General features: G+C 39.7%; 10 protein-coding genes. 3 read left to right on the forward strand and 7 right to left on the reverse strand.

Annotated features, from left to right (window positions below; all coding sequences use genetic code 11):
• Positions 1 to 142 precede the first annotated feature (142 nt).
• Positions 143 to 880 carry a class I SAM-dependent methyltransferase gene (locus tag MHI53_RS14035; protein WP_340371571.1) on the reverse strand — a complete coding sequence of 246 codons (738 nt, stop codon included), beginning with the start codon at positions 878 to 880 and terminating at the stop codon, positions 143 to 145.
• Positions 881 to 1,222: 342 nt separating this feature from the next.
• Positions 1,223 to 2,266, reverse strand: coding sequence for a LacI family DNA-binding transcriptional regulator (locus MHI53_RS14040; RefSeq protein ID WP_340371572.1), 1,044 nt, complete (start codon positions 2,264 to 2,266; stop codon positions 1,223 to 1,225).
• Positions 2,267 to 3,184: 918 nt separating this feature from the next.
• Here MHI53_RS14040 and MHI53_RS14045 point away from each other — a divergent pair.
• From MHI53_RS14045 to MHI53_RS14055, 3 genes are all read left to right on the forward strand, one after another.
• Complete coding sequence (locus MHI53_RS14045) at positions 3,185 to 4,756, forward strand: APC family permease (protein WP_100531541.1); 1,572 nt, start codon at positions 3,185 to 3,187, stop codon at positions 4,754 to 4,756.
• Between the two features lie 32 nt (positions 4,757 to 4,788).
• Positions 4,789 to 6,108: an argininosuccinate lyase gene (gene argH, locus MHI53_RS14050; protein ID WP_340371573.1), complete on the forward strand. Its 1,320-nt coding sequence runs from the start codon at positions 4,789 to 4,791 to the stop codon at positions 6,106 to 6,108.
• A gap of 227 nt (positions 6,109 to 6,335) precedes the next feature.
• Positions 6,336 to 7,631 (forward strand): hypothetical protein, encoded by a 1,296-nt coding sequence (locus MHI53_RS14055; protein WP_061140392.1) that lies wholly within the window; start codon positions 6,336 to 6,338, stop codon positions 7,629 to 7,631.
• A gap of 375 nt (positions 7,632 to 8,006) precedes the next feature.
• On the opposite strand, the gene MHI53_RS14060 is transcribed toward MHI53_RS14055, so the two are convergent.
• From MHI53_RS14060 to kdpB, 5 genes are all read right to left on the reverse strand, one after another.
• Positions 8,007 to 9,353, reverse strand: coding sequence for an FAD-binding oxidoreductase (locus MHI53_RS14060; RefSeq protein ID WP_061140391.1), 1,347 nt, complete (start codon positions 9,351 to 9,353; stop codon positions 8,007 to 8,009).
• A 463-nt stretch (positions 9,354 to 9,816) separates the two neighbouring features.
• Entirely contained in the window at positions 9,817 to 10,245 is a 429-nt protein-coding gene (gene mntR / locus MHI53_RS14065; RefSeq protein WP_061140390.1) for a transcriptional regulator MntR, read from the reverse strand.
• Positions 10,246 to 10,348: 103 nt separating this feature from the next.
• Positions 10,349 to 12,523, reverse strand: coding sequence for a DNA topoisomerase III (locus MHI53_RS14070; protein WP_061140389.1), 2,175 nt, complete (start codon positions 12,521 to 12,523; stop codon positions 10,349 to 10,351).
• A gap of 230 nt (positions 12,524 to 12,753) precedes the next feature.
• Complete coding sequence (gene kdpC, locus MHI53_RS14075; protein WP_061140388.1) at positions 12,754 to 13,311, reverse strand: potassium-transporting ATPase subunit KdpC; 558 nt, start codon at positions 13,309 to 13,311, stop codon at positions 12,754 to 12,756.
• 24 nt (positions 13,312 to 13,335) lie between these two features.
• Positions 13,336 to 15,375 (reverse strand): potassium-transporting ATPase subunit KdpB, encoded by a 2,040-nt coding sequence (gene kdpB, locus MHI53_RS14080; RefSeq protein WP_340371574.1) that lies wholly within the window; start codon positions 15,373 to 15,375, stop codon positions 13,336 to 13,338.
• Between the last annotated feature and the right edge of the window lie 3 nt (positions 15,376 to 15,378).

Raw genomic sequence — 15,378 nt, forward strand, 5'->3', positions numbered from 1 at the left:
ACTTATTCGCAGGATTTCTTTCTCCTTGGATAAAATTATTGATACCATTAATGAAATATACCTTTCGTAAGGTTATCTAAAGAATCATACGTTAAAAAGGCCGCCAATTAGCAGCCTTTTATGGCGGTAAGGTACTGTTCGTTCATTCAACCTTTACTGCCGAAATGATTAGGAACATAGGTCTTCGGTTTTCCTCTTTCATTTCAGGAACAGTTTTTACCATTTCATCAGAAGGCATAGGTTCCTTGACTGCGCTTATGCTGAACCCCGCACCAATCAAGTCATTTATATATGTCGAAATCGTTCGATGGTATTTTACAACGTTATCAGTTAAGAAGGTTGTTTCCCGTCCCCCTTCTGATTGATAGTTATCCACTGGCCAATGAAGACGATTTCCTTGTTCATCGAAATACCAATCTTGATCGTTTCGAGAAGTAAAGATTGGATGTTCAACTGAAAAAACAAAAGTCCCCCCAGGCTTTAGGCAATCATAGACCTTTTTGCAGATTGCTTCATACGACTTAATGTAGTGAAAAGCCAACGAACTTATAACTACATCAAATGTAGAGTCCGAAAAAATGATGTCTTCAATTGGCATTTCAATATATGAAATTAAAGGGTCATCTGTTTTTTCACGGGCTTTTTGAAGCATTTTAGCAGAAATATCTACACCTATCACAGAACTTGCTTGTTGTTCGCGAGCAAATCGGCAATGCCAACCGAAACCGCAGCCCAAATCAAGTATACTTTTATTTCGCAGTTCTGGTAATAGCTTTTTTAATACATGCCATTCTCCAGCAGCTTCAAGACCTTTGATGGATCGCGGCATTTGTTCATATGCAGAAAAGAAATCAGGATTATCGTATTTGTTTTGCTTCATTATATATGCATCTCCAATATTTTAAAATGGCCTCCTAAGATTAATAACACTCTATTTCAGGAGGCTATCCATCTTCTTCTTACCATATCTTTCACCTCAATATCTTTGATAAGTCTCTACCTAAATCATAACAGATGCATCGACATGTAATCCAGGTTGCTTCATGCAACAGATGAAGCAACCTGCAAGCAATTTTAAAGGTTTCCCAGGAATGGACTACAAAGGAAAGCGATAAAAATCTTCTTATTTGAAATGGAATGCATCATCAATGAAAAATCCCACGTTCAAAAACGCAGCCAGCTGGCTGCCCTCTTATAATGCTAACGCATTTCGCAGCTCTGTTTAGTAGGTCAGCGTCATCGCTGTTCGCTTGATCGATTTGCATGAATGCCTCTCCACAAAGTGATGCGGAATGATAGACCCAGTCGGAGCATCTCCAGTTTGCAGCTTCTGAATGATGCTTTTAGCTGCCTGATATCCTAAATCAAAAATATTTATATCTACAGAAGTCAATCCATGGAATGATGGTTCAGGAAAAAGAACCTGATTGAAGCTGACGATTGATATTTCCTCAGGAGTCCGTAGGCCCATTTCCCGTAGAGAATGCACAACGCCAAGTGCCAAAAAATCATCACTCAATACCAAAGCAGTTGGTGGTTCGTCGATTGATAGGATTCTTTTCGCAGCGGCTTGTCCACCTTCATGTGAAAAATCCTCATGTATGATATATTCCCCGCTTAGGACGATACCAGCCCTTTTCAATGCACGTTCGTATCCAAATAAACGATCTAAAGTTTTGACAAAGGTTAAATCGTCGCCAATGAATCCAATTCTTTCATGTCCTAATTGAATAAGGTAATCTGTTGCTTGTTCGGCAGCCAAGACATTGTCGTTATCTACATACGTGATCTCTTCAATGAAATCATATGGTTTTCCTATACTGACGAACGGAAAGGCCCTATCTCGTAAATAGGTGAGAATATGATCATTCATCCTTGAATACAAAAGGATGACCCCATCCACTATTCCCCCTTGAACCATCTTCACGACTCCCTCGTAGATTTCATCTTCCGTTTTCCCAGTGCTTAATAACAGGGAGTACTGCTCTTTTTGAGCCCCTTCACTAAGACCCTGGAGAATGGCAGGGAAAAATAGATTTTGATAAAAAACGTTTGACGAACTTGGTAGGACCAGGCCAATGATTCTGGTTGATCGTTTGGCAAGACTTCGAGCTATAAAGTTTGGATGATAGCCTAACCTTTCCATTATCTTTCGAACACGCACCTTTGTTTTTTCGCTTATACGAGGATCATTCGAAATCACTCGAGAAACCGTTGATGGCGCAACATTCGCCCTTTGTGCCACTTCTTTTATCGTGATGGCCATGCGCTGTTTCCCCTCTCCCCTCTTTAACATTTATAGGCTTCATATAAAAAGATGAATCAATAAAATCTTCTCTAACTGGAAGTGTCTTTTATTTTCGTGTGAATAACATGTAAATACTTTATATCGATTATCTTATTCAAAAAATTTCAATATTTCAATCTCTTTTTTATGCAAATTAAATAAAAAAGTTTCACACCCTTTTGCGTAAAATTCTTCATCGATGCACGCTGGCTAAACTTTTTGAACACTCGAATCACTAAACGCACGCGTGACATACCTTCATTCAAATAAAAATTTTGTTACGAACCCCTTAAGAGTAAATCAACCCTTTTCCTGCATGAAGGAATCAGTTTTGTTAAAAGATCCATTACCGGAGGAGGGTTTCATGACCATCATGCCCCCCTTTGAAGAGCTTGGAACGAAACTTTTCGCTCATTTTCTGCTTTTTAGAATGAGCGCCCGCCAAACCAGACGTTAACCTAAGCAAGATAAAGTGGTACCCAGTGAAGGGGGAACATGACATTCTCTAGTTCTCTTCCGAGGGCTTGTTGCCTGTATGGGGCATCATGTATGTCTTTACTCAATGGATGAACTACGTCACGGTTTAGTTTTGCGAATTTTCGAAAATTAGCATTGCGAAATTCGGACAAATCAAATAAAATCATTTTAAGGTAATTACTCTTTTATTACCTTAAAAATACCAACTGAGTTATTGCTTATGGATTAAGCTAAAAGATCCTACTGGTTAAATAAAATGATGTTCGACCCATTAAGGATAGCTCGTTTCCAGCGTATTAACGAATAAATTTGAAAGGAGTTAGAGTACCTTATTAAAATATTCATCGTTCATGTGTATTAGAATCATTATGCTAGTTACAGGGAAAATCAATATACCCCATTTAAGAGAGAGGGAATTTCATGAATCAAGAGCAATATTTGAAGAAAAAAATGGGATTTTGGTCACTTACTGCACTATCTCTTGGAGGAATCATTGGATCGAGTTGGCTTTTTGGACCATGGAATACAGCAAAAATGGCTGGACCAGCTGCAATAATGTCTTGGGTCATTGCTGCATTCGTCATCACTCTAATTGCTCTTGTTTATGCTGAATTAGCAAGGGTAAGACCAGAAACCGGGGGGTTAGGCCGTTATCCCCTCTATTCCCACGGAAGATTGCTTGCTACAGTGACTAGTTATTCAATTTGGCTTGGTTACTGTGCTACTGCACCCGTTGAATCATCTGGAGTCATTCAATATGCCAATGAATTCTGGCCAGGCCTATATGATATATCCAAGGAACAACTAACGACAACGGGAATTCTAGCAGCGACTGTCCTAATGGTATTTTTTGTTGTGGTGAATTATTTTGGAGTCAAATTATTTGCAGTCACGAACACTATTATTACCACTATTAAATTTTTAGTACCTGTCCTAACCATCATTGCTTTTTTTATGACAGGTTTTCATGAAGAGAATTATACAAGTCATGGATTTGCCCCCAATGGATATGGCGCAGGATTAAGCGCAATCTTAACTAGCGGTATATTTTTTGCTTATACCGGATTTGGGAATGTCGTAATGATGAGTGGCGAGGTGGTAAACCCGAGGCGGAATATTCCGCTTGCTCTTATCACATCGCTAGGAGTCTCAGCCATTTTATATGCTTTACTTCAAATCGTTTTTATAGGGGCCGTGCCTCCTGAAATGCTGGCTAATGGTTGGAGCGGAATTAAATTCGACTCTCCATTTGCGAATTTAGCACTTATGGCGAATATGGTTTGGTTGTCTTGGACCATAACAGCAGACGCAATGATTTCACCAACCGGATCAGCGCTAGCCTATACTGCTGGAACTTCAAGACATGTCTTTGGGATGGCTAAAAGTCGATTCCTCCCATCTTATTTCGGAACGATCAATAAAAAATTTGGAGTTCCAACACGTGCACTTACCCTCAATTTTCTTATTGGGCTGCTTTTCTTATTTCCTTTAAAGAGTTGGACTGCCATTGTAGCCATTGTCGGATCAATCGGTATTTTCAAATATGCTTCAGCATGCGTCACAGTAATGGTGTTTCGTAAGGTTGGTTTAACCAAAGACAACGGTATCCCCGGCATGAATTTCATTGCTCCTTTAGCTTTTGTTTTTGCCACTCTTCTTATTTATTGGACAAATTGGAGTAGGATTCAACTTGCCATTTGGGGATTAGCGATTGGAATTGTCGGATATTTAATCACTCATTTTATCAATAAACATAAATCGATAGAAATCATCGGTGGAATCTATCTTGTTATTTATATTTTGATGCTCGTCGGTGTATCATCAATCGGAAATTTTGGTGGCAAGGGTATTATCCCAGAGCCATTCATGTCTTACATCGTGGCAATAATCGGATTCGTTTTTTACTACTTCGCTGTTTATAACGGTGTGTGGTATATGCGAAACAAGGGGAACATTCAAGAATTGCAAGATATGGATAACACGGATAGTTAACTAAATTTGATATTTCAAAAGGAGAAATGGTCATGAAGTTATGGGGCGGGCGTTTTAGATCGGAAGAAAATAAATTAATGGAGGACTTTAATAGTTCCCTTCAGGTTGATAAAAGACTTTATTTTGAAGATATTAAAGGAGGTATTGCTCATGTAAATATGCTTGTGAAATGTGAATTGCTTACCAAGAGCGAAGGAGAAAGCATTAGAAAGTCTCTTCTTTCGATATTGGAAGATATCGAGAACGGAACATTGTTGATCGAAGGGGATTTTGAGGATATTCATAGTTTTGTTGAAGCAACCTTAACAGAACGAATTGGTGAAACAGCAAAAAAACTCCATACAGCAAGAAGTCGTAATGATCAAGTTGCTTTAGATATCAGGCTTTACGCTAAAAATAAGGCATTAGAGGTGATCGAGCATATAGAAGATCTTCAACATAGCCTGGAACAAAAGGCAAAAGCGAACAATGTGATCATGCCAGGATACACCCATCTACAGCGAGCGCAAGTCGTAACTCTTAAGCACCATTTAATGGCCTACTTTAGCATGCTGGATAGGGATAGAAAAAGAATTCATAATGCAATTGAAATGATGAACGAAAGTCCACTTGGATGCGGAGCTTTGGCCGGTACGACTCATACGATAGACAGGGAAATGACAGCAGAGGAGTTGGGGTTTTCAAAACCCATGAACAATTTCCTCGATGGTGTTAGCGATAGGGATTACCTCTTAGAATTGATGTCTGGTTTTTCCATCATCATGATGCATGTTAGCAGATTAAGTGAAGAACTGATTTTATGGAGTAGTCAAGAGTTTAAATTCATTAGTATCGATGATGCATATTCTACAGGCAGCAGTATTATGCCTCAAAAGAAAAATCCTGACGCAGCAGAGCTTATAAGAGGAAAAACAGGACGGGTATACGGTTCTCTTACTTCCCTTTTAACAACGATGAAAGGGTTGCCATTGGCTTATAATAAAGATATGCAGGAAGATAAAGAACCATTTTTTGATGCGTTGGATACTGTTTTGTCTTGTCTGGAGATCATGTCCAAGATGATTTCCACGATGAAGGTGAATACTGAAAATATGAAAAAAGCTGTAAAATATGGCTTTCTCAATGCAACGGAAGTCGCCGATTATTTAGTTAGCAAAGGTGTTGCATTCAGGGATGCCCACAGTATCGTCGGCTCCATCGTCATTTATTGTGAAGATACTAATAAACCAATAGAAGAGCTGACACTGGACGAATTGAAGAGTGTGAATCCATTAATTGATGAAGACTTATATGACTTTATCGACTATCAAAATATATTAAATAAAGGCATTAAGGTGAACTTATTAAAATGATCTAGTACCTTCCAATCGAGGAGCCATTGGCATGGAATATTAATACGTTCCATGCCTATGACTCTTTTTTAGATCGCATTTTATATTCTTCTTAAAACATATAATCAAGTTCCTTTTGGAATCACGTGTTAAAACATTTTCCAAATGACGAAGGATTAAACTTTAATTCCCTTTAATTTAAAGATACTATTAAAAGTAAGTAAATTTAGGGAACCAAGGAGAAAAATATGTATAAAATTGGAGTAGTCGGTCCTTATTCATCTGTTGAGCGCATTATTGACTTGGGTAAAGAATATGCGTCGATCATGGAATTTAAAGCCTATCCCTATGAGGATTTCAGAGAAACTGAAAAAATCGTTTCGACATTCAATAAAGATGTGGATGTTTGGTTTTTTTCAGGTCAAATTTCATATATGGTCGCGAAAAACACGGTAGGCCTAGGGGAAAATCTAGTGTATATCGATCATACTGAATCTGGCATCTATAAAAGTCTTTTGCATATGGGATATTTTCAAAAGGAGTTTTTAAGTAAAGTAAGTATCGATGAAATAACGACAACCCACTTAGAGCAGGCGTTAAAACAAATTGATATCACACCAAAAGAAATGTATATAAAGAATTTCGATATTAATTCAACCACGGAAGAATTGATCGCATTCCATCTTGACCTATGGAAATCGGGAAAAACGGAAGGTGCACTGACTTGTTTCGAGGCCGTATATCTAAATTTAAAAGAAGCAGGAGTTCCGACCTATCGTATATCTACAACCGATATGGAAATTCGCCAATCATTAAGAATCCTTGCAGAAAAATCGAGAACTTTTTACTTTAGAGACACCCAAATCGGTGTCCAAATCATTGAAATCGAACATTTCGAGAAAATATTTGAGAAAGCTAAAAGCTCGTACCATCTACAATTCTTAGAAATAAAATTAAAAGAAACCCTTCTTAGGTTTTGCGAACTGCTAGAGGGTTCATTAGTTGAGAAGGGAAATGGCCGTTATTTTATCTTTAGTACACGAGGTACAATTGAATCCAAAATAAAAGATTTAAAAGATACTGTCTTTTTGTTGTCTAACGAATCCAATGCTACCGTGACCGTAGGAATTGGATATGGCCAAACCCTTCACTCAGCAGAAATAAACGCTCAGCGTGCCATCCAGCTTTCAAAAGAAAAGTCAGAGAAGGGCATCGTTATCGTACAAGAGGACGGAACAATGATCCAATCCGTGGGGGAAGAAAAGGAATTACGTTTTTCTTACCGGATAGACGACAAGGATTTTATGGAAAAACTAAAAAAAGCCAAAATCAGTGTGAAAAACTATAATAAATTATATGCTTTAGTTAAAAGATTGAAATTGAACGATTTTACAATAAAAGATTTAACGACGCATCTTTATTGGGATGAAAGTAATGCACGGCGTATTGTAGTAAATTTATGTGAAGTTAATTTAGCAGAAATCATTGGTGAAGAGTCTTCTTCTTCTCGCGGAAGGCCAAGTAAAATTTATCGTCTAAAATAAGTAGGCCTTTTTCGGGTTTGCTTTATAGGTCAACGCCCTCCACTTTCGCAATAATGAATTTTTAATATGGCATATCGGTATTGAGAAATCATGGATCACACTCCCTCCACCCAAAAAGGAGCTGTTGAATAGCTCCTCGTAAGGGTATTTTATATTTATCTTCCTTACCCCATTATTCGAATTCGGTATAACAGAATAAAAGCCTTTTCAATTAAGGCTTTCTGCCCCCTTTGCGGAAGGAGTATTCTGCTTTCAATGTCACATCTCTCCTTGCGCTTTAGTTCATGAAGAAAAAAAAGCTGGCAGCACCCTGATCTCAACTAACGTATAGGCTAGTTTAATCAATTGTAAATTTCCCCATAAAAGAACTACACCTCATTTGTTGGATGGCGGTATGCTCTGGGGAAAATGAAATAAATTTTTCGGATCATATTTCTCCTTTATTTTTTGAAGTTTTGCAAAGTTCGAGCCGTAATATGCTTTTCCAAAATTTTTAATATTTTGGTCTGGAACATTAACATAGGAACCCTGTACATATGGTTTTATTAACTTACGCACCCTTTCAACCGATTCAAGATTCATAGATTCTTGTGATTTTTTTTCCCAACTAGCATTCCATTCCACATAAAACAATGGATTACGCCAAAAGAAGGCTGTTTGATCGCTAGGTACTCTGCTTAAAGCCCCACCCCAATTGATAAAAAAGAAATTGGATTCTGTCCCAGTCGCTTCCTCCAAAAACTTCTTCATGATTGAAATTGGTTTTTCCGGCCAAAGATTAAGTCCCCAAGCCGAGGAGAATTTAACATACTGATCAGATCTACCAGGGATTGGTTCGTCAGGGTCCAAGAAATCTATAGCGTCCGGATAAGATAATGTTTCGATAACGATTTGCGTTGGTGTTCCAGAATTCATTAAAGGTTTCAATAATTTAATGAGCTCAGTTTTTGAACCGAGGAAAATTCCTTCGGCATGACACAATCCATTTACTTTGCTGAAAATCTCAAGAATACACCCTAATCGTTCATCTACGAACGGCGCCCATTTTTGCCAAGCACGACATACTGTCTCCAATTGTTCCCACGGCCAAATGATATTGAAGACGGTTGCAGTTTTAGGGGCACGGCGAACTTTAAATGTGTACTCGGTATTATACCCAAAATTACCTCCCCCTCCTCCCCTGGAAGCCCAAAACAAATCCTTGTTTTTCTCCTTGTTTGCAAGAATGATCCTGCCTTCTGCATCCACTGTTTTCAATGCAAGGAGGTTATCACTTATAAGACCAATCGATCGTGAGAGCACTCCAAATCCACCGCCCATCGTAATTCCTCCGATGCCAACGGTTGGACTGTCTCCAAACGGAGCCATAAACCCTTTTTTAGCTAATCCTTTTACAAGCGGCCCTACATGAATTCCTGTTTGAACGGTGGCCATTGCCTTTTTTTTATTTACATGCACCTTTTGCATATCACTTACATCAATGACAATTCCCCCCTTCACGACTGAGAGGTCCTTATCAAGGGCATGACGGCCACTTCTCACACGCACGGGTGCTTTATTCTTACGTGCCCATTTAATGGCATTACTTACATCAACGGTATTTTGTGCAAAAACAAAGACCAAAGGAAGAGTATCAACATAAGGGTTCCAATTCTTGATGGCTTCTTTATAGCCAGGGTCTCCCATGAAAATCACTCGTCCTGTTAACTCTTTAGATCCCATGCATTCCACTCCCATTCAAAACTTTTGTAGATTATCAATTGTATGAATGGAGAATTGATACTATGAAGAAAAGTTAGAGATCAGGATTTCCTTCTTCCACCCTCCTTCCCGGATAATTACTACTTATCTTCATTCTTAAACTTGCCCCTTGAATAAGAACAGACTATGGCAGCCTGTATTTTTGTTACTCAACAGGGAAAATCATTTGGGCTATTCCAATGTAGAACGATAATGACTTTATGGTTTAATCTATGAGTGAAAACAAAGTTGATTGGAGCGGGTGTTCAAGATTACTGCGGGAAAAGCGTGTCTACGAGAGAACACGCAGGCGGTAACGGACCGCCTCTTCATAAGCGAGTTCCTCCTGTTAAAATCAACGTCCACATTGTACAGACATAAAAAAAAGCAGACAAATTCGATTTTCATCGAGTTTGTCTGCTTTTTGAAAGCTGCCATCGGCAACTTATTTTGGATTCTCTTCATTTCTTTTTTGTATCTTTCGTAGTTCCTCGACACGCTCAGGAACTTCCTCAAAAAATTCCACAAGGTCACCAATCCTATCGATGGCATTCCAACTAAGGTGGTGTTCAATTCCTTCAACATCATGATAAATATTTTCTTCCTTAACCCCTATCAATCTTAGCATCTGTTCCAAGAGTTCATGACGATATACAAGCCTTTTCCCGACTTTTTTCCCGTTAGCCGTTAAAACGAGGCCACGATACTTTTCATAGATCAAATATTTTTCTTGATCGAGTTTTTGAACCATTTTTGTCACAGAAGATGGATGGACGGAAAGATTTTCAGCAATATCGGAAACCCTTGCATACCCTTTTTCTTCAATAAGTAAATAAATTTGTTCTATGTAATCCTCCATGCTTGGTGTAGGCATTCGGAATCCTCCCATTTCAAAAGCATATCTAAAAATATTACTATATATACGTCCCTGAAACAAGCCGTTATCGTCCCAGGGGGCCATTACATGCAGTTTTTGATTAATTTTGCTTGACGGCTTGTCCTGCGGGGAATGTAAAATTGATTTTCTTTTCCGATTCGGACCATGATAAAATCGCATCAAAGGTCTTTTCGCCTTTTTTAAACCCGCTTATCAAGTCCGTTTCCCCGCTCGCCAGCAGCTTTTTGATATTGGCTTGGCTAATTTTCTTATTAAGGATTTTTTTCGAGATCGTAAAGTTACACTTCGTTTTTTGATAACTCACACATCCATAAAATTCGCCTTTATCGACAACTTTGGAACCGCATAGCTTACAATTGCCTACGGATGCCGAACTCCTCTTTTTAGGGCCGCTCCTTTGAATCGATTCGATATCCAGCCCTTGAAAATCCCAGCTTTCCGACGACTCCACAGCATCACTGATGATTTTTGCCGACATTTTTTTAACGGCTTCCATAAAGGCTCCGGCTGAAGCCTTCCCTTCACCAATTTCCCTTAATCGCTGTTCCCATTTGGCTGTCATCTCTGGCGAGGCGAGGATTTTCTCCCCAATGGCTGTAATCAGCACTTTTCCTTTATCGGTTGCAAATACCTGGTTCTTTTTGACATCAATGTATTTACGGTCTTTAAGCATGGTAATGATGCCTGCTCGTGTTGCTTCGGTGCCAAGGCCTTCCGTTTTCATCAGGACTTTTTCCAACTCTTCATTATCCAGATGTTTTCCTGCCGTTTTCATCAAGGTGATCAGCTGGCCCTCCGTATAGCGCTTTGGCGGCTGCGTTTTTCCTTCCTTCACCTTAATCTTGGCGACCTTTCCGGAATCCCCTTTTGAAACCTGCGGCAATAGGACATCATCATCTTCTTTGTCATTTTGGAAAATGACCTTGCGCCATCCTTCTTGGATCTGTTGCTTGCCCTTTGAAATGAATTCGGCACGCCTATCGACAAGCGTCTTAATGGTTGTATAATCAAAAATCGCCTTTTCATAATGGGCGGCAATCAGCCTCCTGACCACCAAGTCATAAATATTGCGTTCTTCAGCGGAAAGACGCTTTGGATCGGTAACCTGCTCCGTCGGAATTATGGCATAGTGATCCGTCACTTTCTTTTCATTTACATACCGTTTATTATTCATGATGCTCGGCTGCGGCAAGGGGAAAAGGGATTCATATTCCGAAAAGCCGCTTAGCTTTTGCAAGATATCAGGGAATGTCGCGGCTTCCCCCTCTGTCACATAGTTGGAGTCGGAACGTGGATATGAGACGATTCCTTTTTGATATAAGCTTTGAACGATATCGAGAGTCTGCTTTGGTGAATATTTATAAATCTTATTCACGGTTGCCTGCAATGACGATAGATTGAACAGCAAAGGAGGCTGAAATTCCTTTCTTTCTGTAGCCATTTCGGCTATTTCCGCTTCCTTGTCCTTACAGAAAGCGGCAATCTTTTCAGCAAGTTCTTTTGATTTTATTCTTGAATCGTTGTTCTGCTGCCATTTACCCTGGTATTTATTACCATCCATCTTGAAGTCAGCGAACACTTCCCAGAACGGTTCAGACTTGAACTGTTCAATCTCCATTTCACGCTTCACGATCAAAGCGAGGGTGGGAGTTTGAACCCGTCCAGCTGAGAAAACATCCGATACACCCTTCTGCTTCAATAAAATGCTATACGCCCTGGATGCATTCATGCCAACAACCCAGTCTGCACATGCCCTTGTATAGGCTTCATGATAAAGCGGTCTTGTTTTTTCTTCGCTGATCAGGTTCTGGAATCCTTCATAAATGGCTTTCGGAGTCAAAGAGGAAATCCATAAACGCTTCATCGGCTTATGGATGCTGCATAAATTCACGATATTGCGTACAATCAATTCTCCTTCACGCCCTGCATCGCCGGCATGGATGATTTCATCGACATCCTGCTTCCTAAGCAACGTCTTCACGACATTGAATTGCTTAGCCTTTTGCCTGGTCACTTCATATTGAAACCTCTCTGGAATCATCGGTAACGTATCCAGCGACCATTTCTTCCAATTTGCATGATATGTCTCCGGCGATACGAGTTGACACAAATGCCCGACTGCCCATGTCACATAAGCACCATCGGGAAAAAGTTCATTCGCCATGATTTCTATATATCCCTGTTGCTTCTTCGTTTTAAATTGAGCTGCCAACGTTGAACCTTGATCCGGTTTCTCCGCTATGATTAGCTTCATGTTCATCTTCACCTAATCCGTAACAAAATATCTTTCCCTATTTATTATACCTTAATTATTTCAATCGGCTATAGATGAGTTCGGATTAAACCATAGGAAAATGATGATTGAACATTCATAAAACTCCAACCGGATATCGGAAAAGCTATCTGGTCGAAAGGTTCATTATATACCCCGATCCAGCCAAAAGAAGTAGAAAAAGAGAGTTCATTGAACCCTCCTTTTCTACACTATTTTAGTTGGTCCAATGCTATATTCAACGTTAATACATTCACCCGGGGGTCCCCGAATACTCCTAATGACCGTCCTTCAGTATGTTTATCAACAAGATTATATATACTTTTTTCAGATACACCTCGCTCTTTAGCAATGCGTGATACCTGAATTTTCGCCCCTTGGGATGAAATATTTGGATCAAGGCCCGAACCGGAATTGGTCAGTAAATCAGCAGGTATCTCCTCTTGTTTGACAGTAGGGTTATCTTTTAGAAATGTTGCCAAATCTTTTTTTGTGCGCTTGATCATGTCCTCATTGGATGGGGCATAATTGGGTGTACCTGATCCTGTCGCATCATATTCTATAGAAGAAACACGACCATGAAAGTAGCCCGGCTCTTTAAAAGATTGACCAATTAGTTCAGAACCTATGATTTTTCCTGATTCGTTTTTTATTAAACTGCCATCTGCTTTTGCAGGCATTATAACTTGAGCAACACCTGTCATTAGTAACGGATAGGCGATTCCACACATAACAAGGAGCACTAAACTTAAGCGAATATTTTTCAACATGAATTCTCACCCTTACTTTTAATTTTAAGCTACTTGTAGCATGACCAGCAGTATATCGATAAGTTTAATTCCTATGAAAGGAACGATCACGCCGCCCAAGCCGTATATGAACAAGTTCTTTTTAAGTAATTTTGAAGCACTCATAGGAACATATTTCACACCCTTCATTGCCAATGGGATGAGAAGGGGGATAATGATAGCATTAAAAATTAAAGCTGATAAAATGGCACTTTGTGGTGTAGCCAGATTCATGATGTTTAAAGCCTTCATCTGAGGAATGGCCAACATGAACATAGCTGGAATAATTGCAAAGTATTTGGCCACATCATTAGCAATACTGAAGGTTGTCAAAGCGCCCCGTGTCATGAGTAACTGTTTCCCGATTGCCACTACTTCGATTATTTTTGTAGGGTCAGAATCCAAATCCACCATATTCGCCGCTTCCTTCGCTGCGATGGTTCCTGTATTCATCGCCAATCCAACGTCTGCCTGTGCCAATGCAGGAGCATCATTCGTCCCATCTCCCGTCATCGCCACAAGTTTGCCTTGTGCTTGTTCCTGTTTAATGACCGAAATTTTATCTTCAGGCTTCGCTTCAGCAATAAAATCATCTACTCCCGCTTCTTTTGCAATGGTACTAGCTGTCAATGGATTATCACCGGTACACATAACGGTTTTTATGCCCATTTTCCGCAATTCATCAAAGCGTTCCCTCATGCCTGGTTTTACTGTATCCTTCAAGTAAATGACACCCAGTACACAGTTCCCTTCTGTAACAACAAGTGGAGTACCGCCAGCAGTTGCGACTTCATTCGTAATGCTTTCTAAATCGCCAGGAACTTTTCCACCTTGCTGCTGTATATATTGTCTAATTGAATCAGCAGCACCTTTTCTGATTTTTCTACCATCAGAAAAGTCTGTACCACTCATCTTGGTTTCAGCCGTGAACTCAATTCCAACTGTCCCGGCTTTATCTAATTCTTTATCAGATAAACCGGCTTTTTTAGCAAGTTCGATGACAGATCGGCCTTCAGGCGTTTCATCGTGTAATGATGAATGAACAGCCACTTTATTTAACTTAGCTTGGCTTATCCCCTTAACCGGTAAAAAAGCTGAAGCCATGCGGTTCCCATGGGTGATGGTTCCTGTTTTATCGAGGATGATGGTATTAATGTCACCAGCTGCTTCGACAGCTTTTCCCGACATGGCAATGACGTTAAATTGAGTAACCCTATCCATACCCGCTATCCCAATGGCAGACAATAGGCCCCCAATAGTCGTTGGGATTAAACAGACCAGTAATGCCACTAAGGTGGTGATGGGTAATGTGACTTTAATATAAGAAGCAATTGGTACTAGTGTCGTGCAAACAAGCAAAAAGATAAGGGTCAAACTGACTAGCAGGGTGCTCAATGCAATTTCATTAGGGGTTTTTTGTCTTTTAGCTCCTTCAACGAGATGGATCATTCGATCAAGAAAGGATTCACCTGGGTCCGAAGTGACGACAATTTTGATAAAGTCACTGATGACTTTCGTTCCTCCAGTCACCGAACAGAAGTCCCCACCTGATTCCTTGATTACGGGAGCTGATTCCCCAGTGATTGCGGACTCATCTACAGCTGCTACTCCTTCAATGACATCACCGTCGGTTGGAATTATATCATTGGTTTCCACCAAGACAATATCACCTTTGCGGAGTTCTGTGGCATCCACTATCTTTATATAACCATCTTTTTGGAATAATTTTGCCTTAGTATCCTGTTTCGTCTTTTTCAAACTATCAGCTTGCGCTTTACCCCGCCCCTCTGCTAATGCTTCGGAAAAGTTAGCAAAGAGTATTGTAACCAGCAGTATTACGCTTACGGCAATGTTATAACCTCTATCCGATGTTCCTCCAAAAAAGTTTGGGAGTATGGATAGTAAAAGAGTGATAACAAATCCTATTTCAACTACAAACATGACAGGATTTCGAGCCATTATTCTTGGATCTAACTTTTTAAAGGCATCTTTTATAGCTTTCCAGACAATTTCCTTATTGAGAGTCCCATTACGCTTTGTACTCATTTT

The sequence above is a fragment of the Peribacillus sp. FSL E2-0218 genome, from assembly GCF_037992945.1.
GTDB lineage: Bacteria > Bacillota > Bacilli > Bacillales > DSM-1321 > Peribacillus > Peribacillus simplex_B.